This window comes from Acidovorax sp. GW835-FHT14G06 (assembly GCF_058793595.1).
On the sequence record NZ_JBXAGA010000009.1, the window covers coordinates 68370 to 93988 of the forward strand.

Consider the following 25619-nt stretch of genomic DNA (forward strand, 5'->3'; position numbering starts at 1 on the left):
AGAGGGAAGTGCCCAGTATGCGTCGGTTTGCCGTGATGGCAAAGCAGCTTGCTGAAATGCTGGTGGTCAAGCAAGGCACAGCTTCCTAAGATGAATGAGTCCATCCGTTGTTGTCCGTTTTTTGCTGGAGTGTTGTGTATGCGTCTACTTTCCTGGGGCCGTGGTGTCTGGGGCCTGGCCGGCCTGCTGGTGCTGGCGTCTGCTGCGCAGGCGCAAGCCAACTGGCCAGACCGCCCTGTGCGGGTGATCGTGCCCTTCCCGGCCAGCGGCGCGACCGACCTGGTGGCCCTCGTGGTCACGCAACGTGTAGCGGCAGACCTGGGCCAGCAACTGGTGGTGGACAACAAGCCCGGCGCGGGCGGCACCCTGGGCACGGCCGAGGCGGCCAAGGCCGCCCCCGATGGCTACACCCTGTTGCTGACCACGAGCAGCACGCACGCCATCTCGCCCCACCTCATGCCCAAGCTGGCCTATGACCCGCGCAAGGACTTCACGCCGGTGGCCCATGTGGCCGACGCACCCAGTGTGCTGCTGGTCACCAACTCGCTGCCCGTGAAGACCGTGGGCGAGTTGATTGCGTATGCCAAGGCCAACCCCGGCAAGCTCAACTACGCCACCAGCGGCAACGGCACCATCGTGCACCTGAACACTGCGGCCTTCAGCGCCCAGGCGGGTGTGGAGATGACCCACATTCCCTACAAGGGCACGGCGCTGGCCATCCCCGACCTGATTGCCGGGCAGACGCATGTGCTGTTCGACTCCCTGCCCACCGGCATGCCGCACGCCAAGGCCGGGCGCCTGCGCGCCCTGGCCGTGACCAGCGAAAAGCGCAGCTCGCTGGCCCCCGAGCTGCCCACGCTGGCCGAATCCGGCCTGCCCGGCTACTCGTCGGTGACCTGGTTCGGTGTGTACCTGCCTGCGGGCGCGCCACCCGCGCTGGTCGAGAAGGTGCACAAGGCCTTTGCCAAGGCCGTGCAGGCGCCCGAAGTGGCCGAGAGCCTGGCCAAGCTGGGCGTGGAGCCCGCAGCGCCGCGCACGCCCGCGCAGTTCGCGGCGATGGTCCAGGCCGACAGCAACCGCTGGGCCACGGTGATTCGCCAGCGCAAGATAACCCTGGAATGACATCCCCCTGAGCGGCTTCGCCGCTTACCCTTCTCTCGAATGGCGTTGCCATTCGGGACGGGGGACGACACCCTCGGTGCGGGGCGGCCCTTCCTCGGTGTCCCTCGCCGCCGGCCGTGCCAGTTTCAAACAGACCGCCCTACGCAGGCAACAGATTCGGAACCCTATGAACACCGCATCCCTCGACTGGTCCCTTCCTTACGCATCCCATCGCAGCGCGGTCATGGGCCGCAACGTGGTTTCCACCTCGCAGCCGCTGGCGGCGCAGGCGGGTCTGCGCATGCTGCTGGCCGGGGGTAATGCGGTGGACGCCGCCATTGCCGCCGCCATGGCCCTCACGGTGGTTGAGCCCACAGGCTGCGGCCTGGGCAGCGACGGGTTTGCCATCGTGTGGGACGGCAAGGAGCTGCACGGCCTCAACGCCTCGGGCCGCTCGCCTGCAGCGTGGACGCCGGCGTATTTTGAAAAGCTCGGCGGCATCCCCGAAACCGGCTGGAATGCCGTCACCGTGCCCGGTGCCGTGTCGGCCTGGGTGGCGCTGTCCAAGCGCCTGGGCAAGCTGCCGTTTGCGCAGCTGGCACAGCCTGCCATCGACTACGCCCGCAACGGCTTTCCCGTGTCGCCCACCATTGCGCGGCTGTGGGCGCTGGGTGCGGCCAAGCTGGGGGCCCAGCCCGGGTTTGCCGAGTGCTTCATGCCGAACGGTCGGGTGCCTCAGGCCGGCGAGGTCTTCCGCAGCGAGGCGCACGCCCGCACGCTGGAGCTGATTGCCGAAACCGAGGGCGAGGCTTTTTACCGTGGTGTGATCGCCGAGCGCATCGCGGCGCATTCGCAGGCCCACGGCGGCGCCATGACGCTGGCCGACCTGGCCAGCCACCAGGCCGACTGGGTGGGCACCATCCAGCAGCGCTTCGGTGACTCCGTGATCCACGAGATCCCGCCCAACGGCCAGGGCATCGCCGCGCTGATGGCGCTGGGCATGCTTGATGCTCACGGCGTCGGCACGCACCCGCTGGACAGCGTGGAGACCGTGCACGCCAGCATTGAGGCCATGAAGCTGGCGTTTGCCGACCTGCACCAGTACAACGCCGACATCGACGCCATGCCCGTGAAGCCCGATGCGCTGCTGAGCCCCGACTACCTGCGCAGCCGCGCCGCGCTGATCGACGCCACGCGCGCTGGCAACCCCGGCTACGGCGCGCCGCGCCCGGGCGGCACGGTGTACCTGGCGGCGGCGGATAGCCAGGGCATGATGGTCTCGTTCATCCAGTCCAACTACATGGGCTTCGGCTCGGGCGTGGTGGTACCGGGCACGGGCATCAGCCTGCAGAACCGGGGCCACGGCTTCAACCTCATCCCTGGCCACGCCAACCAGGTGGCGCCGCGCAAGCGCCCCTCGCACACCATCATCCCCGCATTTGCCATGCATGCCGATGGCACGCCCCAGATGGCGTTTGGCGTGATGGGCGGCCCCATGCAGAGCCAGGGCCACACGCAGATGGCGCTGCGCGTGCTGCGCTACGGCCAGAACCCACAGGCGGCGGCCGATGCGCCCCGCTGGCGCGTGACAGGCGGCAAGGGTGTGGCGGTGGAGCCAGGGTTCGACCCCGCCGTGGTCGCCGCGCTGCGCGCGCTCGGCCATGAGGTGACCGTGGAAGAGGGCAACGGCGTGTTTGCCTTTGGCGGCGCCCAGCTGGTGCTCAAGAATGGCAACAGCTACGTCGCAGGCTCCGACCCGCGCAAGGACGGGCACGCGGCGGCGTTTTGAGCAGAGCCGGGCGCACGCCCGGTTCAGAGTGAATTGCTATTGAATAGATAGCTGCTTGGGCATGTTGCACTGGCGCTACCGGCCAATTTGGCACTTCGAGCAGGCCCTTAGCGAGTCTCGCGCACGGTCAGCCACGCGCTGGCTGCGCCGCTGAACACGATGGCGGCAATACCCGCCATCGACCAAGCGTCCGGCACATGGCGGTAGACCAGCCAGCCCGCCAGCATCGCAAAGCCGATCTGTGAATACAGAAACGGCGCAATCGTCACCGGCGTTGTGCGCGCATAGGCGTTGAGCAGCAGCATGTGGCCCACTGCGCTGGACAGGCCCATGGTGAACATGCCGGCCCACATCCACGGGTCGGTGATGGACTGCCACACAAACGGCACCCCCAGCGACACCAGCGCCGTGGCGATCCAGCTGGTGTAGAGCTGCGTGGTAGCGGGACTCTCGTGCCCGGCCATCTTGCTGCTGATGACCTGGTAACCCGTGCCCGATGCCAGCAGGCACAGTGGCCACAGCAGGGCCCAGGTGAAGGCGTCGCTGCCCGGGCGGATGATGGCCAGCGTGCCCGTGAGGCCGATGGCCACCAGCAGCCAGCGCCAGGCGCTCACGCGCTGGTGCAGCCACAGCGCGGCCACCACCGTCACGCACAGCGGCGTGGTGGCCACCACCGCCGTGAACTCGGGCAGAGGCATGTGCATGATGCTGATGAAGCCAAACAGGCTGGTGGCCGTGAACAGCGCACCGCGCAGCGCCTGAAAACGCGGCTGTGTGGTGCGCAGCGCGGCCAGCCCCTCGCGGTGCAGCACAAAGGCCGTGGTCAGCAGCGACTGGAACAGGTAGCGCATCCACAGCGCCATCAGCAGCGGCACGCCCACGCTCACCAGCTTGGTGGCGGTGTCCAGCAGCGCAAAGCATGCGCAGGCCACCACCGTCAGCACAATGCCCACCAGGGCTGATCGCAGCCGGGTGCGGCGGGCGTGCAGGTCGTCGGTGGCGGGATGCGTGGGACTCACGGCGTGCTGCGTGCGCGCTCCAGCAGCATCGCGTCGCCGTAGCTGAAGAAGCGGTACTGCTGCGCGATCGCGTGCCGATACAGGCCCATGATGTGGGCGTAGCCCGCAAACGCGCTCACCAGCATCATCAGCGTGCTCTTGGGCAGGTGGAAGTTGGTGATCAGCACATCCACCACCTGGAACGCAAAGCCCGGCGTGATGAAGATGTTGGTATCGCCCGTGGACAGGCCGGTCTTGGCCCAGGATTCGAGCGTGCGCACGGTGGTGGTTCCTACAGCCACCACGCGGCCGCCGCGCTGGCGGCAGCGCTCCAGCGCGGCCAGCGTGGCCAGCGGCACCTCGTACCACTCGCTGTGCATCTGGTGCTCGGCCAGGTTTTCTGTCTTGCAGGGCTGGAAGGTGCCCGCGCCCACATGCAGCGTGACGCTGGCACGCTCGATGCCGCGCGCGGCCAGGTCGGCCAGCACCCCTTCGTCAAAGTGCAGCGCGGCAGTGGGCGCGGCCACGGCGCCAGGGTTGCGCGCAAACACGGTCTGGTAGCGCTGGCTGTCCTCGGCCTCGTCGGGGTCGTGGTCGGTGTTCTGGTGGCGCTCGATGTAGGGCGGCAGCGGCAGGTGGCCGTGGCGGTCCATCAGCTCCCAGGGCGACTCGCCTCTCGGGCCGTGCAGCGCAAAGCGGAACAGCGGGCCGTCCTCCGTGGGCCAGCGGCCCAGCAATTGCGCGTCAAAGCCGCCTGCCTTGCGGCCACCGGCCATGTGCACCACGCTGCCGGGCAGGGGTTTTTTGCTGACCTTCATGTGGGCCACGACTTCGTTGCCCTGGCCACCAGCCTCGGCGGGCAGCACGCGCTCGATCAGCAACTCCAGCTTGCCGCCGCTGGCCTTCTCGCCAAAGATGCGCGCCTTGACCACGCGCGTGTCGTTGAACACCAGCAGGTCGCCCGCGCGCAGCAGGCCGGGCAGCTCACGAAAGATGCGGTCCACCGGCTGCATGGCGCGACCATCGAGCAGGCGCGAGGCGCTGCGCTCGGGTGCGGGGTGCTGGGCAATGAGTTCGGGGGGCAGCGAAAAGTCGAAGTCGCTGAGGGTGAACACGCGGGGCGTGGAAGGGCCGCCGGAGGCGAGGGGCGCATTGGTTGCGCCGCTGTAGAGATCAGTCATCGTGCTTGAGGGCCGAACGGGCCCGTGCCAAGGTAAAAATTGCGGAAGGCGCGATTGTCCCACGGGGCTGCGCGCCCTGCAGACTCTCAGTGTTGTGGCTGGGGCGTGAACGCCACGGGCGCGGGCACGTTGTGCACCAGCCGCTGCACATCGTCGGCCTGGGCCAGCGTGGTACCCGGGTGCAGCAAGGCCGCAGCACCAGCGGCCACACCCCAGCGCAGTGCCTCGGCGGGCGCGTCGCCCCTGTCCAGCGCCCAGACCAGCGCTGCCAAAAAGCAGTCCCCCGCGCCCGTTGTGCCGGTGGTGGCGGGCACGTTGAGGGCAGGCGCCTGCCACACGCCCTCGCGCGTGGCCAGCACTGCGCCTTGCTCGCCCACCGACAGGGCCACGGTGTCGGCGGCGCCGCTGTGCACCAGCGACTGGGCGGCAGCGCACCAGTCGGCCGCATGTTCCAGCGGCTGTTGCATCACATCGCGCAGCTCGCGCAGGCTGGGCTTGACCAGGGCCACACCAGCTTGCAGCGCGGCAGTCAGCGGTGGGCCCGAGGTGTCGATCACCACGCGCACTCCCCGGGTCGAGAGGGGTCGCGCCAGTTGTGCATAGAAGTCGTCAGGCGTACCCGGGGGCAAACTGCCACTGGCAATGAGCCAGCGCGGCGATGGGGCATGTGCCGTCAGTGCATCCAGGCAGGCCTGCCACTCGGTGGTTTGCAGCGCGGGGCCGGGCAGTACAAACCGAAACTCCTGGCCCGTGCTGGCCTCAACCACCGAGAAGTTTTCGCGCGTGTCGCCCGCAATGCGCTGCAGCCGCGTGGACACGCCCTCGTCGGCCAGCAGCTGCTGCACCTGTGCGCCCGCTGCGCCACCTGCCAGCGCCCAGGCCTGCACGTCGGCGCCCAGGCGGTGCAGCACCCGCGCTACATTGATGCCGCCGCCGCCCGCAAACCGCCGCACCGGGCCGCAGCGCAGCTTGTGTGTGGGGGCTACGTGGTCGGTGGTGGTCGCCAGGTCGAGCGCGGGGTTGAGCGTCAGGGTGATCAGCGCAGACATGGGCTACCAGACCTTGTCGGGGAAGCCGGACCACAGCTCATTCAGGTCGGGAAAGCGCCACTTCTCGGGGTCTTCCCGCGCCACGATCTTCTCGGTGCAACCCGGGGCGGACAGGTCCACCATTTCGGGCGGAATGCGCAGGTCGGATTTGGTCGAGAAAAATACCTTGACGATGGGGGTGGTCAGCGCGGTGGGCGATTGCTCCGTCACGATTCCGATGCGGCCCGATGCCAGCCGCACCAGCGAGCCCACGGGGTAGATGCCGATGCTTTTGACAAACGCCTGGAAGATGCGTGCGTCGAAATGGTCCTTGGTCCACTCGGCCATGCGGCGCAGCGACTCGGCCGGGTCCCAGCCGCGCTTGTAGGGCCGGTCGGAGGTGATGGCGTCGTACACATCGCAAATGGCCGTCATGCGTGCGATCACGCTGATGCCGTCGCCCTGCAGTTTGTCGGGGTAGCCCGAGCCATCGATTTTTTCGTGGTGGTGCAGGCAGGCATCCAGCACCGCGTCGGGCACGTTGCCGCCCTCCTTGAGCATGTGGTAGCCCTCCACCGGGTGGCTGCGCACCACGGTGAACTCCTGGTCGGTGAGCTTGCCGGGCTTGTTGAGCACGGCCAGCGGGATGGCCGCCTTGCCCAGGTCGTGCAGCAGGCCCGCCATGCCAGCGAGCCGCTGCTGGTCTTCCTTGAGTTTGAGCTGCTTGGCCAGGGCCACCATGAGTGCGCACACCGCCACCGAATGCATGTAGGTGTAGTCGTCGGCCGTCTTCAGCCGCGCCAGGCTGATGAGTGCGCCGGGGTTGCGCGTGACGGAGTCCGAAATTTCCTCCACCAGGCTTTGGGCGCCTGCAGAGTCCACCGCCCGGCCCATGCGGGCCTCGTTGAACATGGACACCACGGCTTCCTTGGACTTGACGCAGATGGCGGCGGCCATCTTCAGTTCGCTGTGCATGTCGGCCGGTTTGCGGTCCCGCCTGGGTGGCGGGGGGGGCGACGGTAGTGTCACCTTGATGGGGGGCAAGTCTTCCAGGCGGCTGAAGTCGGTCTCGATCTGTGCATCCACCTCCTCGCGGGACATGGATGCAGTGCCCTCCGCCACGTCCAGGCCCTTGTCGGTGTCGATCCAGATTTCCTGGATGGCCGTGGCCTGGATGCGGGCGAGGTCCTTGGGATCCTTGAGCAGGAACTTGGCCCGCCAGAAGGGGTGGTCCATCCACGAGCCGCAAAACTCGTGTAGGTACATGCCCAGGGTCAGGTGTTGGATTTGAATGCGCTTGAGCATGGCGGGGGCCCCGGACTCGAAAACACGCCGTTATCAGGCGTTAGCAATGGTAACCATGGTAGCCTTTTCGGGCTGCGATCTCCGCTCGTTTTCCCTAGCAATTTGCTCCATATGCCCGCCGCCACCCCAGCCCTCGCCAAAACCACCGTGCCTGCTGCCGCCCTGGCAGCGCGCGGCCAGGGCGCTGCCTCGGTGGCACAGAAGGCCCTACAGAAGCTGGGCTTGCGCCGCGACATCGACCTGGCACTGCACCTGCCTTTGCGCTACGAGGACGAAACCCGCATCACCCCGCTGGCCAATGCGCGCGATGGGCAGACGGTTCAGATCGAGGCCACGGTCACTGCCAGCGAGATCCAGCTGCGCCCGCGCCGCCAGCTGCTGGTGCAGGTGGAGGACGACACGGGGTCGTGCGAACTGCGCTTTTTCAGTTTCTACCCCTCCCACCAGAAGACGCTCGCCGTAGGCGCGCGCCTGCGCATCCGGGGCGAGGTCAAGGGTGGCTTCTGGGGCCGGCAGATGCTGCACCCGGCGTTCCGTGTGGCAGGGGGCGAGTTGCCTGCGGCATTGACGCCGGTGTACCCCACGACGGCGGGGCTGCCCCAGCCCTATCTGCGCCGCGCCGTGGTCAGTGCGCTGACGCGGGTGGATTTGTCGGACACCCTGCCACCCGGTGCGGAGCCACCGGTGGCACGGATGTATAGCCTAAATGGCCTGCAGCGCAGGTTCAGCTTGCGCGAGGCGCTCACTTTTTTGCACCACCCCACCCCGGATGTGGCGCTGTCTACGCTGGAGGACCACAGTCACCCCGCCTGGCAGCGCCTGAAGGCCGAGGAGTTGCTGGCCCAGCAGCTGTCGCAGCAGCAGTCGCGGCGCGAACGCGACATGCTGCGCGCGCCGGTGCTGCGGCCCCGGCGCAGCGCCGACGGCGCCTTGCCCTTGCACGAACAGCTTTTGGCCGTGCTGCCGTTTGACCTGACCGCCGCCCAGCGCCGCGTGGGTGAGGAGATCGCGGCTGATCTGGCCCGCCAGGTGCCCATGCACCGATTGCTGCAGGGCGATGTGGGCTCCGGCAAGACCGTGGTGTCGGCCCTGGCTGCCTGCCTGGCCATGGACGCTGGCTGGCAGTGCGCGCTGATGGCGCCCACCGAAATCCTGGCCGAGCAGCATTTCGCCAAGATGATTGGTTGGCTGGAGCCACTGCTGGCGCAAAGAGGCCGCAAGGTGGCCTGGCTGGTGGGGGGGCAAAAGAAGAAGGACCGCACCGCCATGCTGGCGATGGTGGCCAGCGGCGAGGCCGCGCTGGTGGTGGGCACCCATGCCGTGATCCAGGAGCAGGTGCAGTTCAAGAACCTGGCGCTCGCCATCATCGACGAGCAGCACCGCTTTGGCGTGGCCCAACGGTTGGCCTTGCGGCAGAAACTCGCAGCCCACGGCATGGAGCCGCACATGCTCATGATGAGCGCCACACCCATCCCGCGCACCTTGGCGATGAGCTACTACGCCGACCTGGATGTGTCCGTCATCGACGAGCTGCCCCCGGGCCGCACGCCCATCGTCACCAAACTCATTGCTGACAGCCGCAAGGACGAGGTGATCGCACGCATCGGCGCGCAGGTCGAGGCCGGACGGCAGGTGTACTGGGTGTGCCCGCTGATCGAAGAAAGCGAGGCGCTCGACCTCTCCAACGCCACCGCCACGCACGCCGACCTGAGCGAGGCCTTGCCTGGCGTGATGGTCGGCCTGTTGCACTCGCGCATGCCCACGTCCGAAAAGAAGGCTGTGATGGCACTCTTCACCAGCGGCCAGATGGGCGTGCTGGTGAGCACCACCGTGATCGAGGTGGGGGTGGACGTGCCGAATGCGTCGCTGATGGTCATCGAGCATGCCGAGCGCTTTGGCCTCTCGCAGCTGCACCAGCTGCGCGGCCGGGTGGGGCGGGGCGCTGCGGCGTCGGCGTGTGTGCTGCTGTACGCCACCAACGACAGCGGCAGCGTGGGCGAAACCGCCAAGGAGCGCCTGCGCGCCATGGCCGAGACCAACGACGGCTTTGAGATCGCCCGGCGCGACCTGGAGATTCGCGGCCCCGGCGAGTTTCTGGGCGCACGCCAGTCGGGCGACGCGCTGCTGCGGTTTGCCGACCTGGCGACCGACACGCACCTGCTCGAATGGGCGCGCGAGCTGGCCCTCCAGATGCTGGATCGGTATCCTGAACTGGCCGCAAAACACGTCGCGCGCTGGTTGGGTGGAAAATCAGACTATCTCAAGGCATGAGACGCTCAGAACGACGCTGACGTGGCCCGCAGGAACACACCATGACCCTCACCGAACTCAAGTACATCGTTGCGGTGGCCCGCGAGAAGCACTTTGGCCATGCGGCCGATGCCTGCTATGTGTCGCAACCCACGCTCTCGGTGGCCATCAAGAAGCTGGAAGAAGAGCTGGATGTGAAGCTTTTCGAGCGCAGCGCAGGCGAGGTGACGGTGACGCCGCTGGGCGAGGACATCGTGCGCCAGGCGCAAAGCGTGCTGGAGCAGGCGGCCGCCATCAAGGAAATCGCCAAGCGCGGCAAGGACCCGCTGGCCGGGCCGCTGACGCTGGGGGTCATCTACACCATCGGGCCCTATTTGCTGCCCGAGCTGGTGCGCCAGTCCATCACGCGTACGCCGCAGATGCCGCTGATGCTGCAGGAGAACTTCACCGTCAAGCTGCTGGAGATGTTGCGCACCGGAGAGATCGACTGCGCCATCCTGGCTGAACCTTTCCCCGACACCGGCCTGGCGATGGCGCCGCTGTATGACGAACCCTTCATGGCGGCCGTGCCCAGCACACACCCGCTGGCGGCCAAGAAGTCAGTCACGGCGGCCGAGCTGAAAAACGAAACCATGCTGCTGCTGGGCGCGGGCCACTGCTTTCGCGACCATGTGCTGGAGGTCTGCCCTGAGTTCGCGCGCTTTGCGAGCAATGCCGAGGGCATCCGCAAGTCGTTCGAGGGCTCGTCGCTGGAGACCATCAAGCACATGGTGGCTGCAGGCATGGGTGTGACGCTGGTGCCGCGCCTGTCGGTGCCGCGCGACGCGCTGCTCACGGTGTCACGACGCCGCAAGAGCGATGAGACCTACATCCGCTACCTGCCCATCCGCGAGGAAGACGGCGGCCCGCCGCCTGTGCGCCGCGTGGTGCTGGCGTGGCGCCGCAGCTTCACGCGCTACGAAGCCATTGCAGCCCTGCGCAACGCCATCTATGCGTGCGAGCTGCCGGGTGTGACGCGGCTGTCCTGAACGGGCCGTCTGACGTCGATTCGCTGCGAGGAATCGGCGCTACACTGCCGCCGCCCCTGCGCAGGTCCACCCGGCCTGCGCAGGCGATGCTCCCTCCATTGCACCCTCTGCCCATCGGCGGTCGGTGCCTTTGCCCCCACAAGAGGTTCCTATGAAGACGCTTTGGCTCACCGCCACGCTGGTCGCTGCCCTGACGGCATGCTCCACCCCCGCCACTCCGCCCGCAACCCAGACGCTGAAGAAGCCCGCGCTCGACCGCATTGCGGCGGCGCCTGCGGCTGCAACGGCAGCGGACTTCCGCCAGTTCCTGGCGCTGGCCGCACAGATGCAGCCTCAGCTGCAACCGGCCGTGTCGGCTTACCTGGCCCACAAGCCTTTGGCGGGCGATGACCTGGTCAACATCAGCCGCCTGCTGGGCCTGCACAACCGCTTGCGCAATCAGGCGGCAGTGATCGACGCCACGGCGAAGATGGTGGCCATTCCCACGGTGCGCGCCGACAAGGTGCCGCCGCACGAAGACAAGCACATCATCGCCTTCGGTGCCTTGGTGGATGGCATGGCCAAGGACTTCGGCCTGCAGTACCGCAACGTGGACAACCGCATCTTTGAAGTGAAGCTGCCTGGCACTGGCCCCGAGGAGTTCGGCATCCTCACCCATGCCGACGTGGTGCCCGTGGTGGCCGACGAATGGGTGCTGGACGATGGCACGAAGCTCGACCCCTTCCAGCTGACCCGCGTGGGCGGCAACCTGTATGGCCGGGGCTCCATTGACGACAAGGGCTCCATCGCCACGGTGCTGTTTGCGATGAAGGCCGTCAAGGACAGCGGCCTGCCGCTGGCGCGCACCATCCGCCTCATGATCGAAACCACCGAAGAAACCGGTGGCGACGCGATGAAGTACTACCGTGCCAAGACCACGCTGCCTGAGTACAACATCGTGCTCGATAGCAAATATCCTGCGGTGGTGGCCGAGAAGGGCTCGGGTGCGCTGCGCGCCTCGTTCCCGCTGTCATCGGCTGCCAATCCGGGCGCTACGGTTATCACCGCCATGGCGGGTGCCGCATCGGCCAACGCAGTGCCGCAAACCGCCACGGCCCGGCTGCAGGGTGGCAACCTGGCAGATGTGGCGGCGCGGCTGAACGCTGCCAAGGGCGCCTTTGTTGCGAAGTACCAGCCGCAGGGCGGCGCATTCGGCATCGATGTGGCGCAGGACGGCGGTGCGGTGCTGGTGAAGGTGACCGGCGCATCGGCACACGGATCGCGCCCCGAAGAAGGCGTGAACCCGCTGCCGCGCCTGGCGCTGTTTCTCAAGGAGTCAGGCCTTGCGCTGGCACCCAACGGTTATGCGCAGGCCGTGCGTTACCTGACCGACCTGTATGGCACTGATTACCTGGGGCGCACGCTGGGCCTGGCTTACAGCGATGACTTCATGGGCCCGCTCACGATGTCGCCCAACCTCATCCGCGAAAAGGATGGCAAGGTCGATGTGCTGGTGAACGTGCGCATGCCCCGTGGCAATACGCCCGAAGCGCTGGCCAAGGCCACCACCGAACGCATCAAGGCCTGGGGCGCCCAGGCCGGCGTGGCGGTGGAGGTGGACCACAGCCAGGGCAACTGGATGGCGCGCGACCCCCAGGGCGCCTGGCTGGCCACGCTACTCAACACTTTTGGCGACACCACAGGCCTCGAAGCCAAGCCCGTGCCCACCGCCGGCAGCACCACGGCCAAGCTGATGCCCAACGCCATCAACTTTGGCCCCGCCATGCCTGGCAAGAAGTACACGGCCCACAACGCCAAGGAGTTCAAGGAAGTGGCCGACCTGGATGCCGACATGCAGATGTTCACCGAGATGCTGGTGCGCATCGGCAACTTGCCGCAGATGCAATAAGCCTGCGGTGCTTGCCCCCGCGTGTTTTCTTGACCCAGGTGCAGGGCATCGATGTTGGCTGACACTGTGAGGCTTTTGCTTGCGCTACAGTGTTTGAGGACCCCGCACCGCGCGGGGTGTTTCATGTTTTCCGCACGGAAGGAACCTCCCCATGGCCAAAGCTCCTGGAAAAGCCGCACCTGGCAAGACCTCTGCCCCCAGCATCAACATCGGCATCAGCGACAAGGACCGCGCTGCCATCGCCCAGGGCCTGTCGCGCCTGCTGGCCGACACCTACACCCTGTACCTCACCACCCACAACTTCCACTGGAACGTGACGGGCCCTATGTTCAACACGCTGCACACCATGTTCATGGCGCAGTACACCGAACTGTGGAACGCGGTGGACCCGATTGCCGAGCGCATCCGCTCGCTGGGCCATGTGGCGCCGGGTTCTTACGCCGAGTTCGGCAAGCTGGCGACGGTACCCGACGCGCCCGCCAAGCCGCCCAAGGCGTTGGACATGGTGCGCGTGCTGGTTGAAGGCCACGAGGCCGTGGCCCGCACGGCGCGCAGCCTGTTCCCTCTGGCCGACAAGGCCAGCGACGAGCCCACGGCCGACCTGCTGACCCAGCGCCTGACGGTGCACGAGCAGACGGCGTGGATGCTGCGCTCATTGCTCGAAGAGTAAAAGGGTTCGCAGCTTCCAAGCGCATGACCCGAGGGGCGCAGAACAGTGCAGCACAGCGAAGAAGAGCGCCTTGTCCTACATGGCGCATGTCCATCGCCTGCGCATGATGCGGGTTTTGGTCATGCCCCTTCTTCGCAGGGTGGCATGGCGTATCAATCCCCTCTGATGTATGCGAATCCTGTACGTTGAAGACAACCCGGAGCTGCGCGAGACCATCGGCATGCTCATGGAAGGTGAAGGCCGGACGGTCACGCCCTGCGCCACTGCCGAGGAGGCGCTGGCGCTGGATGCTGGGGACGTCTTTGATGTGGTGGTGACCGATGTCAGCCTGCCAGGCCTCTCGGGCACGGAACTGGCCCGCCAGCTGCTGGCGGATGATCCGCAGCGGTGGGTGGTGCTGTGCTCCGGCTACGAGCTCGGTAGCCACCCGCGCAGTTGGGGGCCCAACGTGCGCGCCTTGCTCAAACCTTTTGAGCTGGAAGAGCTGGAGCAGTTGCTCGAGTCCATCCATACAGCGCTGGCTTCAGCCGCCGGCTGAGGCTTGCGAGCGCCGATCGCTCGCTGTTCATCCTTTGTTCATCACGCCACCCCCCCAGGTCGTGGCGATCTGCGCTGTTGTGCTGGGCTGCGGGCAGTCAATTGCGGGGGCTGCGTGCTGGCGAGTGGCGCGGCAGTCTCACCCGAAAGGTCGTGACATCGTCCCGTGACTGGGCCTCGATGGTTCCACGGTGGGCCCGCACGATCTGGTGCGCAATGAAGAGGCCCAGCCCCAGCCCCTGGTGGCGGCCGGGCTCACGCTCTCCACCCCGGAACGGGTCGAACAGATGCGGCAGCAGCTCAGGGGGAATGGTGCCGCCGTTGGACACTGTGATGCTCACCTCCTCAGGGCTGGTACCGTCCACTGCAATCTGCACAGGGTGGTCGACTCTGCCGTGGTGCAGAGCGTTGCCAACCAGGTTGGTGATCACCTGACACAGGCGTTCGGCATCCCAGGTGCCGGCCAGGTCGCCTTGCAGGGTGGACCCGATGTAGCGTTCCGGGTGGCTGGTGGCCACCTCATCCAGCGTGCGCTGCACCAGCGCCTGCATGTGGGTGGAGCCCAGCTGCAGCGCCAGCCCGCCCGCCTGGCGAATGCGGGTCACGTCCAGCAGGTCTTCGATCATGTGGCCCATGCGCTGGCTGGCGCTTAGAACCCGGTCGGCCATCAGCGCGGCCTTGTCGGGGGACGGCTGGCGCTTGAGCACCGTGGCTGCTGCGACGATGGACTGCAGGGGGGTGCGCAGGTCATGGCTCAGCACCGCCATGAACATTTCATTGATGCGCAACGCCTCGGTGCGCGCGCGCAGCTCATGCGCCAGCGCCTGCTTGCGCCGGTGCAGTTCAAAGAACACGCTCGCCTTGTTGGTGAGCATGTGCGGGTCGATGGGTTTGTACAGAAAGTCCACCGCACCACTCTCGTACCCCCGGAACTGCCAGTTCTGCTCCCGCGAACCCGCCGTCATGAAGATGAGGGGAATGTGTCGGGTGCGTTCGCTGCCCCGGATCAGCTCCGCCAGCTCAAAGCCGTTCATCTCGGGCATTTGCACGTCCAGCAAGGCCAGTGCCACGTCGTCGTGGGCCAGCAGCAGCTCCAGGGCCTCGGGGCCAGACTGGGCCTTGAGGATATCCAGCCCGTCGCGTTGCAGCAGGGCCTCCAGGGCGATGAGGTTTTCCTCGACATCGTCAACGAGCAGGCATTTGATGCGGTCGGTCTGGGGCATGGGCGGTGGGGAGGGTGGATGGGGTTCTCAAGGAGGGACGCATATGCCCATATCAAAGCTGCTGGCGCTGATGCAGGTCCGCCAGCAGCCTTGCAATGCCTTCAGGGGGCAGGATGTGGTCAACCGTCACGGCCGCGATGGCCGCCTGTGGCATGGTGGGCATGCCGGCGCTGGCAGGGTCTTGCACGATGGTGAGGCCGCCCGCTGCCTGAATGGCCTGCAGGCCGTGCACACCGTCTACGTTGGCGCCCGACAGCAGAATGCCCACCAGCCGGGGGCCGTAGTGGTCTGCTGCGGACTCGAACAGGACGTCGATGGAGGGACGGGAAAAATGCAGGGGAGGGTCTACCGACAGCCCCACATGCGGGCCCTGGGGCCCGCTGTCAACCAGCAGGTGGTAGTCCGGGGGCGCAAAGCTCACCGAGCCTGGCGTGATGGCGTCCTTGTCCTGCGCCTCGCGCAGCGCCAGGGCGCAGCGGGGCTGAAAGATGTCCACCAGCAGGCTGCGCCGGTCCCGGGGCAGATGCAGCACCACCAGCACCGCCGCCTGCAGCGTGGCGGGCAGCGCGGGCAGCAGCTCCAGCAAGGCATCGATACCGCCCGAGGAACCGCCCACCACGATGGCGGCGTAGCCCCCGGAAGGTGCCGGCCTGAGCGCGAGATCGGTGGTGCTCACAGTCCGGCCTTTTTGCGGTAAATACGGTCTTCCTTCACAAAGTCCTCGAAGGCATCGGTGTGCGCTGAAAACCGCAGCGACTCCTTGGACCCCAGGCCCAGAAACCCCCGGTGGCACAGAGACTCGCGGAAAAGCCCCAAGGCGCGGTCCTGCAGGTCACGTTCGAAGTAGATGAGCACATTGCGGCAGGACACCAGATGCATTTCAGCAAACACACTGTCGGTGGCCAGGCTGTGGTCGGAGAACACCATGTGCTCGCGCAGGCCCTTGTCGAACACCACGCGGCCATAGGCGGCCGCGTAGTAGTCCGACAACGAGCTGCGGGCGCCGGAGCGCGCATGGTTCTCGGTGAAAGCCGGCACCCGGGACACGTCGAACACGCCGGACTCCGCAGCGCGCAACGCGTGCGGGTTGATGTCGGTGGCGTAGATCAGGGTGCGGTCGAGCAAGCCTTCTTCCTGCAGCAGGATGGCCAGCGAATAGACCTCTTCCCCCGCGCTGCACCCGGCCACCCAGACCTTGAGCGACGGGTAGGTGCGCAGCAGCGGTACCACCTCCTGGCGCAGCGCCTGGAAGTAGCTGGGATCGCGGAACATGTCGCTCACCTGCACGGTGAGGTATTCGAGCAGCGCAGGGAACACGGCGGGCTCGTGCAGCACGCGGTCCTGCAGCTGCGACAGCGTCTTGCAGCCGAACTGCACCAGCGCCGAGGCCAGCCGCCGCTTGAGCGACGCCTGCGCGTAGCCCCGAAAGTCATAGTGGTAGCGGTGGTAGATGGCATCGATCAGCAAACGCTGCTCGATGTCGGTGGTGCGGGCCTTGCGGTGGGGCATGGCGGGGCCTACTTGGGCATCCACACCCGCACGAGGGACAGCAGTTTCTCCACGTCCAGCGGCTTGGCGATGTAGTCATTGGCTCCGGCGGCCAGGCATTTTTCCTGGTCGTCCTTCATGGCCTTGGCGGTCAGGGCGATGATGGGCAGGCGGCGCCACTCGGGGCGGTTGCGGATCTCGCGCATGGCGGTGTAGCCGTCCATCTCCGGCATCATGATGTCCATCAGCACCAGGTCGATGGCGGGCAGGCCGCCACTGCCGGCGCGCTCCAGCGCGCGCAGGGCCTCCAGGCCGTTGCGCGCAATCTCCACGCGGATGCCGGTGGGCTCCAGGATGCTGGAGAGCGCAAACACGTTGCGCACATCGTCTTCCACCACCAGCACGTTGCGGCCTTCCAGGGCAGTTTCCCGGTTGCGGGCTACCTGCAGCATCTGGCGGTGCTCTGCCGACAGCTCCGACTCCACCTGGTGCAGGAACAGCGTGACTTCGTCGAGCAGCCGCTCGGGCGAGCGGGCGTCCTTGATGATGATGGACTTGGAGAACCGCCGCAGTTGCTGCTCCTCGTCGCGCGACAGGGCTCGGCCTGTGTACACGATGACGGGCGGGAAGGAGACGCCGTCCTGCTCCGTCATCTGCTGCAGCAATTCGTAGCCGCTCAGGTCGGGCAGGTTCAGGTCCATCACCATGCAGTCAAAGGTCGAGCCGCGCAGGTGTGCCAGCGCCTCGGCTGCCGTGCCGGCGCCCACGATCTCCACGTCGTCGTTGGTGAGCAGGTGGCGCACGCTCTCGCGCTGGCGCTCGTCGTCCTCCACCACCAGCACACGCCGCAGGTTCTGGGTGAACTTGGCTTCGAGCCGCTGCAGCGCGTGCACCAGTTCGTCGCGCTTGACGGGCTTGAGGGCGTAGCCCACGGCTCCCCGACCCAAGGCTTCTTGCGAGTAGTCGGCCACCGAGACCACATGCACCGGGATGTGGCGCGTGGCCGGGTTGCGCTTGAGCTGGTCGAGCACGCCCAGGCCCGAGAAGTCGGGCAGGTTCACATCCAGCACGATGGCGCTGGGCAAGCTGTGCACCGCATACGCCAGGCCGTCGGCGGCGTTGTGGGCCAGGTGGCAATCAAAGTCCATCTCGCCGGCCAGGTCGCTCAGGATCTGCGCAAAGCGCTCGTCGTCCTCGATCACCAGAATGCTGCGGGCGCTCGCGCGGCGCGGGGCTGGCGACGCGAGAGGCGCCGCTGACGGTGGCAACGCAGGGGTAAAAGGAGCAGGGGCGACGACCGGTGCAGGCGCGCGAGCAGGTACTGCGGCAGCCAGCGGCGCCGTAGGTTCTGCTTCCGGCGACGAAGGCACCAGCTTCTGGGGCAGCACCAGGGTGAAGACGCTGCCCTCGCCCGGCGTGCTGTGAACGTGGATGGACCCACCCAGCAGCTGCGCCAGGTCGCGCGAGATCGACAGGCCCAGACCCGTGCCGCCGTATTTGCGATGGGTGCTGCCATCGGCCTGGCGGAAGGCTTCGAAAATCAGCTCCTGCTGGTGCGCCGGGATGCCGATGCCCGTGTCCTTGACGGCAAACGACAGGGTGTCGTCCGGGTTGCGCGACACATGCAGCGCCACCGAGCCTTTTTCGGTGAACTTGAGCGCGTTGGACAGCAGGTTCTTGAGCACCTGCCCCAGGCGCTGCGGGTCGGTGTCCAGCGTGGCGGGTGCGTCGGGCGCGACGGTGGCCGTGAGTGTCAGACCTTTTTCTTGTGCCAATGGGCGCAGCGGGTCGATCAGGGTTTGCAGTGCCTTGGACAGCGTCACCGTTTCCACCGACACGGTGGCCTGGCCGGCCTCGATCTTGGACAGGTCGAGGATGTCGTTGATCAGAGCCAGCAGGTCGTTGCCCGCCGCGTAGATGGTCTGCGCGTATTTCACCTGGTCGGCGCTCAGGTTGCCCGGCTTGTTGTCTGCGAGCAGCTTGGCCAGGATCAGGGTGGAGTTGAGCGGCGTGCGCAGCTCGTGGCTCATATTGGCCAGGAACTCGCTCTTGTACTGGCTGGCCAGCTCCAGTTCGCGGGCCTTGTCGGTCATGGCGCTTTGCGCGCGCAGCAGTTGCTCGCGCTGGTATTCCAGTTGCTGGGTCTGGGTCTCCAGATGGGCGTTGGTTTGCTCCAGCTCCGTCTGCTGCACCTCCATCTGGGCTTGCGACTCTTGCAGGATACGGCTTTGCTGCTCAAGCTCTTCATTGCTCACGCGCAGCTCTTCCTGCTGGGTCTGCAGCTCTTCGGACTGCCGCTGGGTTTCTTCCAGCAAGGCTTCCAGGCGGTTGCGGTCAATCCCCGCGCGGATCGCCACTGCCAGGATGCCCGAGGCGCGTTCCATCAGGGTGCGCTCGGGCTCCGTCAACGGGCGTTGAAAGCCCAGCTCGATCACGGCAAAGACTTCTCCGTTCTCGATGGCGGGGGCCAGCAGCAGTTCGGTCGGCGCGGACTGGCCCGTGCTGGACGACACCATCAGGTGCTCGGCGGGCACATCGCGCACATGCAGCATCTGGCGCGAGCGTGCGACCTGGCCCACCAGGCCCTCGCCGGGCAGCAGACGCTGCTCCAGCCGTTCGCGGGGCAGGGCGTAGCCACCAAACAGGGTGAGCGCGCCGTTGCAGTCGGCCACATAGCCTGCCCCCACGGCGGCGCGCAGGTACTGAGCCAGATATTCGAGCGTGAGCTGGCCGAGGTCTTCCAGCCGGTGGTCGCCCTGGATGCGCTGGCTCAGCCCGTTGAGGCCCGCCGACACCCACGACTGCTGGGCCTTGAGGCGGTAGTCCCGCGCGTTGGCGGCGGCCGACAGGCAGATGAGCACCAGCAGTACCAGGGAGCCGCCCCAGGAGTAGTAGGTGGACATGGCCGCCGCTTCCACCCATTGCTTGCGGTCGTTTTCGAGCTGCTGGCTCAGCAGCGTGGACAGGTCGGACGCCAGGTCGCGGATGCGGTCCATCATCACCCGGCCTGAGTCATTGCGGGTCACGGCCACGGCGGCGTCCTGGCCTTTCGAGCGGCGCAGTTCAATGGTCTCGCCCAGCTCGCGCAGTTTTTCGTGGCGCAGGTCGTCAATCTGCAAGACCAGGCGGCGCTGTACGGCGCTGTCGTCAGTCAGCTCCTTCAGGCGGGCCATGTTGCGCTCCATGGCGCTCAGGGACAGGTTGTAGGGCTGCAGGTAGGTGTCGTCTCCCGTCAGCAGGTACCCGCGTTGCCCGGTCTCGGCATCTTTCAGCGAGGACACGAACAGGTTGAGGTGGCGCATGGTCACCGTGGTTTCGTCCATGGCCTGCACTGCATGGGTTCGTACCTGTGAGGTGCGGAAGTTCACCAGCGCGATCAGCACCGTGGCGAGGGCGGCAATCACAAATCCCACCAGCATTCCGCGGGGAACAGCAAAACGCGTGGCGGCCTGGGAGGTCGATGTATGGGGCATGCGTTGAGGCCCCAAAAGGGCGGGTGCGTTGGGGGAGGACCGAAGACTGTAACGGGTTTTACGCGCAAGTAGGGCGCTGTTGCTTTGCCTGGGCGTGGTGCGCGATGGTCGGCGGCGCTGCTGCTACATTCGGTGCGCCCGTGGTCCCCCACCCGTAGCAGCGCCCTGCTGCCGAGCCTCTTTTTTTGCTTTCGATCGCCCCACCATGTCGCCGCACCCTGTCACTGCTCGGAGTCGTTTTTCGCTCTACCTCGACCTGATCCGCTGGGACCGCCCTGCAGGCTGGCTGGTGTGCCTGTGGCCCACACTGTCTGCGCTGTGGGTCGCAGCCGATGGATTTCCAGGTTGGCACTTGCTGGCCGTATTCGTGCTGGGCACTTTCTTTATGCGCAGCGCGGGCTGCTGTGTGAACGATGTGGCCGACCGCGACTTTGACAAACACGTCAAGCGCACGGCGCAGCGCCCGGTCACGACCGGAGCCGTGTCGGTGAAGGAGGCGCTGGGCCTGGGCGCCGTGCTGGCGCTGGTGTCGTTTGGTCTGGTGCTCACCACCAACACTGCCGCCATCCTCTGGTCTGTGCCCGCCGTGCTGGTGGCCATTGCCTACCCTTTCACCAAACGCATCATTTCCATGCCCCAGGCAGTGCTGGGCATTGCGTTCAACTTCGGCATCGTCATCGCCTTTGCCGCCGTGCAAGGCAGCGTGCCTGCGGTGGCGTGGTGGATGTGGCTGGGCAACATGTTCTGGGTGCTGGCCTACGACACCGAATACGCTATGGTGGACCGCGACGACGACCTCAAGATTGGCATCAAGACCTCGGCCATCACCCTCGGGCGGCTGGATGTGGCCGCCATCGTGGTATTTTATCTGCTTTTCTTGAGTATTTGGGCGGTAGCGCTACAACAGTATGCCTTGGGTGCTATTTTTTATGTAGCGGTTACAGTGGCGCTGGCCCAGGCCGTGTGGCACTTCACCCTGATCCGCACACGCACCCGCGAGGGCTGCTTCAAGGCGTTCCGCATCAACCACTGGCTGGGTGCCACGGTGTTTGCGGGCATTGCGGGCAGCTATCTGGTGCGGGCGGTACTCACAAATTAATAGCAGTCAGCGCTTGATCGACTAGCGCTACTGCCCCAAAACATCAAGATCCGAACTCGTTGCCGAGTTCGTTGGCACGCTTTTCGGCGGCGCGCATGGCAGCTTCGAACGCCTGCGACACGCCGCTGGCTTCCATCGACTGCAGCGCGGCATAGGTGGTGCCGCCCTTGGAGGTGACGCGTTCACGCAGCACGGCCGGGGGTTCATGGGAGCGGCGGGCCAGCTCCGAGGCGCCCACAAAGGTGCCCACGGCCAGCTGGTGCGCCTGCGCCTCGCTCAGGCCCATGCCCACACCAGCGCGCGTCATGGCTTCGAGGAAATAGAACACATAGGCCGGGCCCGAGCCCGAGAGGGCGGTGACGGCGTCGAGCTGCGTTTCGCTTTCCACCCAAAGGAACTCGCCGGTGGACGCCATGATGGCTTCCACACTCTGGCGCTCGGCGGTGGTCACGGCGGGGCGCGCGTAGATCGCGCTCATGCCCTTGCCCACCAGCGCGGGCGTGTTGGGCATGGTGCGCACGATGCGCTCGGTGCCCAGCCACTGGGCGATGCTGTCCGAGCGGATGCCCGCCGCCACGCTCAGGTGCAGGGCCTGCTGGGTGTGTGCCTTGGCCTGCGCGGCGGCGTCCTTGAAGGTCTGGGGCTTGACGGCCCAGACCACGATGCTTGCGCGCTGCAGCGCTGGGCCCGCCTCGGGCTGAGCGGTGAGACCAAAGTTCTTGAGCAGCGCCTCGCGTGTAGGGGCGTAGGGCTCGACCACCTCGATCTGGCTGGCCGGGTGGCCCTGGTGGATCAGCCCGCCAATGATGGCGCTGGCCATGTTGCCGCCGCCAATGAAAGCGATGGTGGGAAGCGAGGGGGATGCGGCGGTTTGGCTCATGGGAGGTGCAAGGTGGCAACAACAGGGGCCACGATGGTAGCGCCGCCGCGTTGCCACCCGGCGCGCGGCGGGTTCAATCGGCTGTCGTTTGGCGAACGGCGTGTTCCCAGTTCGCCATCAGCTCCTGCGCACGCGCGCTGCTGAGCGTGGGCACAAAGCGGCGGTCGGCGCGCCACAACCGCGAGAGTTCATCCGTGCTGCGGTACACGCCGCTTGACAGCCCTGCCAGGTAGGCGGCGCCCAGGGCGGTGGTCTCGATGACGGCCGGGCGCACCACCGGGATGCCCAGCAGGTCGGCCTGGAACTGCATCAGCAAGTCGTTGATGCAGGCGCCACCGTCCACGCGCAGTTCGCTCACGGGCGCACCGCCCGCAGCCACTGCGTCGCGGCTCATGGCCAGCAGCAGGGCAGCGCTCTGATAGGCAATGCTTTCGAGCGCCGCGCGCGCAATGTGGCCCAGTGTGGTGCCACGCGTGAGGCCCGTGATGGTGCCGCGTGCGTCAGGCTTCCAGTAGGGGGCGCCCAGGCCGGTGAAGGCGGGCACCATCATCACGCCGCCCGAATCGGGCACGCTTTGGGCCAGTGACTCCACCTCGTTGCTGGTGGAGATGGCGCGCAGGCCGTCGCGCAGCCACTGCACCACTGCGCCGCCGACAAACACACTGCCTTCCATCGCAAATTCAGGTTGCGCCGTCGCCTGTGCCGCACTGGTGGTGAGCAGGCCGTTCTGCGAGGTCTGGAACGTGCCGCCTGTGTGCATGAGCATGAAGCAGCCTGTGCCATAGGTGTTCTTGGCCATGCCCGCCGTGAAGCAGGCCTGGCCGAACAGCGCGCTTTGCTGGTCACCTGCCACGCCGCCAATGCGGATGGCGTGGCCCAGCAGGTCGGCCGCGATGTCGCCAAAGTGGGCGCTGGACGGCAGCACCTCGGGCATCAGCGCCTTGGGAATACGCAGCAGCGCCAGCAGCTCGTCGTCCCACTGGTTGGTATGCACATTGAACAGCATGGTGCGCGAGGCGTTGCTCACATCCGTCACGTGCACTTTGCCGTGGGTGAGCTTCCACATCAGCCAGCTGTCCACCGTGCCAAAGGCCAGCTCGCCGCGCTCGGCCGCTTGCCGCGCGCCTGGCACATGGTCCAGCATCCACTGCAGTTTGGTGCCGGAGAAGTAGGCGTCCACCAGCAGGCCGGTCTTGGCCTGGATGGTGGCGGCATGGCCCTGTTCGCGCAGCTGGGCGCAGGCGGGTTCGGCGCGCCGGTCCTGCCACACTATGGCGTGGTGCACGGGCTGCCCGGTTTTGCGGTTCCACAGCACGGTGGTCTCGCGCTGGTTGGTGATGCCCACGGCGCGTATGGCGCTGGCCGCAATGCCTGCCTTGGCCAGCGCGTCGCGCGCGGTGGCGAGCTGGGTGCGCCAGATCTCCAGCGGGTCGTGCTCCACCCAGCCGGGCTGGGGGTAGATCTGCGGCAGCTCCAGCTGCGCTTGCGCCACGATGTGGCCGCCTTCGTCAAAAACGATGCTGCGGGAGCTGGAGGTGCCTTGGTCGAGAGCGAGCAGGTAGGTCATGAGGGCAAAGGATAGGTGAAGCTACGCAGCTACCGTGCAGATGACTTCAGCATCTTGCAGAAGGGCCGGGAAGGGCTCGGGCGGCGGTGCATCGGTGAACAGGCGGTCGATCTGCGCCAGCGTGGCCAGCTGCACCATGGCCGGGCGGTTGAACTTGCTGAAGTCGGCCGCCAGCCAGACCTCGCGAGCGTGTTCGATGATGGTTTGCGCCACCTTCACTTCGCGGTAGTCGAAGTCGCGCAGCGACCCGTCGGGCTCGATACCCGAAATGCCGATGAGCGCAATGTCCACCTTGAACTGGCGGATGAAGTCCACGGCGGCTTCGCCCACGATGCCCCGGTCGCGGGCGCGCACCACACCGCCGGCCACGATCACCTCGCACTCGGGGTTGCCGCTCAGGATGGCCGCCACATTGAGGTTGTTGGTGATCACGCGCAGGCCCCGGTGGTGCAGCAGCGCCTTGGCGATGGCTTCGGTGGTGGTGCCGATGTTCAGGATCAGCGAGCAGTCGTTGGGCACCTGTTCGGCCACGGCGCGCGCAATGCGCGCCTTGCCTTCGGCATGCAGATTTTCGCGCTGGGTGTGCGCCAGGTTCTCCACCGTGGAGCTGGGCACGCGCACGCCGCCATGAAAGCGCGTGAGCAGTCCCGACTCTGCCAGGCGCTGCACATCGCGGCGCACCGTCTGCAGTGTGACCCCCAGCGTTTCGGCGAGCTGTTCCACCGTGGCGGACTTGCGCGCGCGCACTTCTTCGAGGAGTTGGAGTTGGCGGGGATTGGTGTTCACGGTGGGGTGTTGTGCGCAGTGTTATGTCACCGAATCGTAACGAATCTGAAACATTCGCTTTGGTGGCTGGCGACACGCTAAAGACTGTAAATCGAACAAAAACGAATTGATTAAGGGTAAACCTTGATTCAATTCGAACAAAAAGGAACAAAAATGAAAAAGTTCGAAATTTGAGGGCTGCCGCGAGTGTGTGCAGTCCTTTCACACAGGCCCAAGGGCCGGAAGAGGATGCTTCATGCAGCTGGCGTTGGACAGCATCAGCAAAAAAGTCGGGGCGCAGACCTGGCTGTACGACATGAATTTGTCGCTGCAGCCCAATGCCGTGACAGTGTTGCTGGGGGCGACCCAGGCGGGCAAGACCAGCCTGATGCGCATCATGGCGGGGCTGGATGTGCCCACCCATGGACGCGTGTTGGTTGATGGCCGGGACGTGACGGGCACCCCTGTGCGCGACCGCAATGTGGCCATGGTGTACCAACAGTTCATCAACTACCCCTCGATGAAGGTGGCGGCCAACATTGCGTCGCCCCTGAAGCTGCGCGGCGAAAAGAACATCGACGCCCGGGTGCGTGAGATCGCAAGCCGCCTGCACATCGACATGTTTCTGGACCGCTACCCGGCCGAGCTGTCGGGAGGGCAGCAGCAGCGCGTGGCACTGGCCCGCGCCCTCGCCAAGGGTGCGCCGCTGATGCTGCTGGACGAACCCCTGGTGAACCTGGACTACAAGCTGCGCGAAGAGCTGCGCGAGGAGCTGACCCAGCTGTTTGCTGCCGGCCAGTCCACTGTGGTCTATGCCACTACCGAGCCGGGCGAGGCCCTGCTGCTGGGTGGCTACACCGCCGTACTCGACGAAGGTCAGTTGCTGCAGTACGGCCCTACGGCCGAGGTGTTCCACGCGCCCAATTCGCTGCGTGTGGCGCGCGCTTTCAGTGACCCGCCGATGAACCTGATTGCTGCCTCGGCCGCCACTGCCGGTGTGCGCCTGCAGGGCGGTGTGGAGCTGGCCGTGCACCTGCCGCAAGGTGTGGCCACGGCGGCTGGGCTCACGGTGGGCGTGCGCGCGAGTGCGCTGCGCGTGGTGGCGCGCCAGGGCGACATCAGCGTGGGTGGGGTGGTGGAGCTGGCGGAAATCTCGGGGTCGGATACCTTTGTGCACGCGACCACACCCTGGGGCGACTTGGTGGCACAGCTGACCGGTGTGCATTACTTTGAACTGGGCACGCCCATCACGCTGCACCTGGACCCAGCCCAGGTCTATGTGTTTGGCGCCGACGGCCGACTGGCGTGGGCGCCTGCGCGGCCTGTTACTGCACAAGGAGGGCGTTGAG

20 protein-coding genes are annotated in these 25619 nt (G+C 66.4%); 9 read left to right on the forward strand and 11 right to left on the reverse strand.

Annotated elements, in window-relative coordinates; all coding sequences use genetic code 11:
- The first annotated feature begins 138 nt into the window (after positions 1 to 138).
- Together AC1Q64_RS16825 and AC1Q64_RS16830 are read left to right on the forward strand one after the other, a co-directional pair.
- Positions 139 to 1122: a Bug family tripartite tricarboxylate transporter substrate binding protein gene (locus AC1Q64_RS16825; RefSeq protein WP_492252127.1), complete on the forward strand. Its 984-nt coding sequence runs from the start codon at positions 139 to 141 to the stop codon at positions 1120 to 1122.
- 166 nt (positions 1123 to 1288) lie between these two features.
- Complete coding sequence (locus AC1Q64_RS16830; RefSeq protein ID WP_492252128.1) at positions 1289 to 2890, forward strand: gamma-glutamyltransferase family protein; 1602 nt, start codon at positions 1289 to 1291, stop codon at positions 2888 to 2890.
- Positions 2891 to 2997: 107 nt separating this feature from the next.
- Here the strand turns inward: AC1Q64_RS16830 and AC1Q64_RS16835 are convergent, their stop codons facing one another.
- The 4 genes from AC1Q64_RS16835 to AC1Q64_RS16850 form a co-directional block, all read right to left on the reverse strand.
- Positions 2998 to 3909 carry a DMT family transporter gene (locus AC1Q64_RS16835; RefSeq protein WP_291432799.1) on the reverse strand — a complete coding sequence of 304 codons (912 nt, stop codon included), beginning with the start codon at positions 3907 to 3909 and terminating at the stop codon, positions 2998 to 3000.
- Positions 3906 to 5069 (reverse strand): tRNA preQ1(34) S-adenosylmethionine ribosyltransferase-isomerase QueA, encoded by a 1164-nt coding sequence (queA, locus tag AC1Q64_RS16840; RefSeq protein WP_492252129.1) that lies wholly within the window; start codon positions 5067 to 5069, stop codon positions 3906 to 3908. Before queA ends, AC1Q64_RS16835 begins: the two co-directional genes overlap by 4 nt.
- Positions 5070 to 5155: 86 nt before the next feature.
- Positions 5156 to 6118 (reverse strand): 1-phosphofructokinase family hexose kinase, encoded by a 963-nt coding sequence (locus AC1Q64_RS16845; RefSeq protein ID WP_492252130.1) that lies wholly within the window; start codon positions 6116 to 6118, stop codon positions 5156 to 5158.
- A gap of 3 nt (positions 6119 to 6121) precedes the next feature.
- Positions 6122 to 7402, reverse strand: coding sequence for a cyclic di-GMP phosphodiesterase (locus tag AC1Q64_RS16850; protein WP_492252131.1), 1281 nt, complete (start codon positions 7400 to 7402; stop codon positions 6122 to 6124).
- Positions 7403 to 7513: 111 nt separating this feature from the next.
- Here AC1Q64_RS16850 and recG point away from each other — a divergent pair, with 111 nt between their 5' ends.
- From recG to AC1Q64_RS16875, 5 genes are all read left to right on the forward strand, one after another.
- Entirely contained in the window at positions 7514 to 9673 is a 2160-nt protein-coding gene (gene recG / locus AC1Q64_RS16855; RefSeq protein ID WP_492252132.1) for an ATP-dependent DNA helicase RecG, read from the forward strand.
- Positions 9674 to 9714: 41 nt separating this feature from the next.
- Positions 9715 to 10680, forward strand: coding sequence for a LysR substrate-binding domain-containing protein (locus AC1Q64_RS16860; RefSeq protein WP_056747872.1), 966 nt, complete (start codon positions 9715 to 9717; stop codon positions 10678 to 10680).
- A 151-nt stretch (positions 10681 to 10831) separates the two neighbouring features.
- Positions 10832 to 12568: a dipeptidase gene (locus tag AC1Q64_RS16865; RefSeq protein WP_492252133.1), complete on the forward strand. Its 1737-nt coding sequence runs from the start codon at positions 10832 to 10834 to the stop codon at positions 12566 to 12568.
- A 151-nt stretch (positions 12569 to 12719) separates the two neighbouring features.
- Positions 12720 to 13238 carry a Dps family protein gene (locus AC1Q64_RS16870; protein ID WP_056647935.1) on the forward strand — a complete coding sequence of 173 codons (519 nt, stop codon included), beginning with the start codon at positions 12720 to 12722 and terminating at the stop codon, positions 13236 to 13238.
- 169 nt (positions 13239 to 13407) lie between these two features.
- A complete protein-coding gene (locus tag AC1Q64_RS16875) occupies positions 13408 to 13776 on the forward strand; it encodes a response regulator (RefSeq protein WP_492252134.1) in 369 nt (122 codons plus the stop codon).
- 97 nt (positions 13777 to 13873) lie between these two features.
- Here AC1Q64_RS16875 and AC1Q64_RS16880 read toward each other — a convergent pair whose 3' ends face one another.
- The 4 genes from AC1Q64_RS16880 to AC1Q64_RS16895 are packed head-to-tail and all read right to left on the reverse strand — an operon-like array spanning position 13874 to position 19959.
- Positions 13874 to 14998 (reverse strand): hybrid sensor histidine kinase/response regulator, encoded by a 1125-nt coding sequence (locus AC1Q64_RS16880; RefSeq protein ID WP_492252135.1) that lies wholly within the window; start codon positions 14996 to 14998, stop codon positions 13874 to 13876.
- A gap of 52 nt (positions 14999 to 15050) precedes the next feature.
- On the reverse strand, positions 15051 to 15674 hold the full coding sequence (locus AC1Q64_RS16885; protein WP_492252136.1) for a chemotaxis protein CheB: 624 nt from the start codon (positions 15672 to 15674) through the stop codon (positions 15051 to 15053).
- Positions 15671 to 16507, reverse strand: a complete 837-nt coding sequence (locus AC1Q64_RS16890; protein ID WP_492252137.1) for a CheR family methyltransferase — start codon at positions 16505 to 16507, stop codon at positions 15671 to 15673. Before AC1Q64_RS16890 ends, AC1Q64_RS16885 begins: the two co-directional genes overlap by 4 nt.
- Positions 16508 to 16515: 8 nt before the next feature.
- Positions 16516 to 19959 carry a response regulator gene (locus tag AC1Q64_RS16895; RefSeq protein WP_492252138.1) on the reverse strand — a complete coding sequence of 1148 codons (3444 nt, stop codon included), beginning with the start codon at positions 19957 to 19959 and terminating at the stop codon, positions 16516 to 16518.
- 205 nt (positions 19960 to 20164) lie between these two features.
- Here AC1Q64_RS16895 and ubiA point away from each other — a divergent pair, with 205 nt between their 5' ends.
- Positions 20165 to 21058 (forward strand): 4-hydroxybenzoate octaprenyltransferase, encoded by an 894-nt coding sequence (ubiA, locus tag AC1Q64_RS16900; protein WP_492252139.1) that lies wholly within the window; start codon positions 20165 to 20167, stop codon positions 21056 to 21058.
- A gap of 43 nt (positions 21059 to 21101) precedes the next feature.
- Here ubiA and proC read toward each other — a convergent pair whose 3' ends face one another.
- The 3 genes from proC to AC1Q64_RS16915 form a co-directional block, all read right to left on the reverse strand.
- Positions 21102 to 21938: a pyrroline-5-carboxylate reductase gene (proC, locus tag AC1Q64_RS16905; RefSeq protein WP_492252140.1), complete on the reverse strand. Its 837-nt coding sequence runs from the start codon at positions 21936 to 21938 to the stop codon at positions 21102 to 21104.
- 73 nt (positions 21939 to 22011) lie between these two features.
- Positions 22012 to 23505: a glycerol kinase GlpK gene (gene glpK, locus AC1Q64_RS16910; RefSeq protein ID WP_492252141.1), complete on the reverse strand. Its 1494-nt coding sequence runs from the start codon at positions 23503 to 23505 to the stop codon at positions 22012 to 22014.
- Between the two features lie 21 nt (positions 23506 to 23526).
- Complete coding sequence (locus tag AC1Q64_RS16915; RefSeq protein WP_099729089.1) at positions 23527 to 24291, reverse strand: DeoR/GlpR family DNA-binding transcription regulator; 765 nt, start codon at positions 24289 to 24291, stop codon at positions 23527 to 23529.
- 235 nt (positions 24292 to 24526) lie between these two features.
- Here AC1Q64_RS16915 and AC1Q64_RS16920 point away from each other — a divergent pair, with 235 nt between their 5' ends.
- A complete protein-coding gene (locus tag AC1Q64_RS16920; RefSeq protein ID WP_099729090.1) occupies positions 24527 to 25618 on the forward strand; it encodes an ABC transporter ATP-binding protein in 1092 nt (363 codons plus the stop codon).
- The last annotated feature ends 1 nt before the right edge of the window (position 25619 follow it).

What these genes read in the sequence shown, in the direction of transcription:
- AC1Q64_RS16825 (WP_492252127.1), top strand. Translation starts at nt 139, where the DNA reads ATGCGTCTACTTTCCTGGGGCCGTGGTGTCTGGGGCCTGGCCGGCCTG.
- AC1Q64_RS16830 (WP_492252128.1), top strand. Translation starts at nt 1,289, where the DNA reads ATGAACACCGCATCCCTCGACTGGTCCCTTCCTTACGCATCCCATCGC.
- queA (WP_492252129.1), bottom strand. Translation starts at nt 5,069, where the DNA reads ATGACTGATCTCTACAGCGGCGCAACCAATGCGCCCCTCGCCTCCGGC.
- AC1Q64_RS16845 (WP_492252130.1), bottom strand. Translation starts at nt 6,118, where the DNA reads ATGTCTGCGCTGATCACCCTGACGCTCAACCCCGCGCTCGACCTGGCG.
- AC1Q64_RS16850 (WP_492252131.1), bottom strand. Translation starts at nt 7,402, where the DNA reads ATGCTCAAGCGCATTCAAATCCAACACCTGACCCTGGGCATGTACCTA.
- recG (WP_492252132.1), top strand. Translation starts at nt 7,514, where the DNA reads ATGCCCGCCGCCACCCCAGCCCTCGCCAAAACCACCGTGCCTGCTGCC.
- AC1Q64_RS16860 (WP_056747872.1), top strand. Translation starts at nt 9,715, where the DNA reads ATGACCCTCACCGAACTCAAGTACATCGTTGCGGTGGCCCGCGAGAAG.
- AC1Q64_RS16865 (WP_492252133.1), top strand. Translation starts at nt 10,832, where the DNA reads ATGAAGACGCTTTGGCTCACCGCCACGCTGGTCGCTGCCCTGACGGCA.
- AC1Q64_RS16870 (WP_056647935.1), top strand. Translation starts at nt 12,720, where the DNA reads ATGGCCAAAGCTCCTGGAAAAGCCGCACCTGGCAAGACCTCTGCCCCC.
- AC1Q64_RS16875 (WP_492252134.1), top strand. Translation starts at nt 13,408, where the DNA reads ATGCGAATCCTGTACGTTGAAGACAACCCGGAGCTGCGCGAGACCATC.
- AC1Q64_RS16880 (WP_492252135.1), bottom strand. Translation starts at nt 14,998, where the DNA reads ATGCCCCAGACCGACCGCATCAAATGCCTGCTCGTTGACGATGTCGAG.
- AC1Q64_RS16890 (WP_492252137.1), bottom strand. Translation starts at nt 16,507, where the DNA reads ATGCCCCACCGCAAGGCCCGCACCACCGACATCGAGCAGCGTTTGCTG.
- AC1Q64_RS16895 (WP_492252138.1), bottom strand. Translation starts at nt 19,959, where the DNA reads ATGCCCCATACATCGACCTCCCAGGCCGCCACGCGTTTTGCTGTTCCC.
- ubiA (WP_492252139.1), top strand. Translation starts at nt 20,165, where the DNA reads ATGTCGCCGCACCCTGTCACTGCTCGGAGTCGTTTTTCGCTCTACCTC.
- proC (WP_492252140.1), bottom strand. Translation starts at nt 21,938, where the DNA reads ATGAGCCAAACCGCCGCATCCCCCTCGCTTCCCACCATCGCTTTCATT.
- glpK (WP_492252141.1), bottom strand. Translation starts at nt 23,505, where the DNA reads ATGACCTACCTGCTCGCTCTCGACCAAGGCACCTCCAGCTCCCGCAGC.
- AC1Q64_RS16920 (WP_099729090.1), top strand. Translation starts at nt 24,527, where the DNA reads ATGCAGCTGGCGTTGGACAGCATCAGCAAAAAAGTCGGGGCGCAGACC.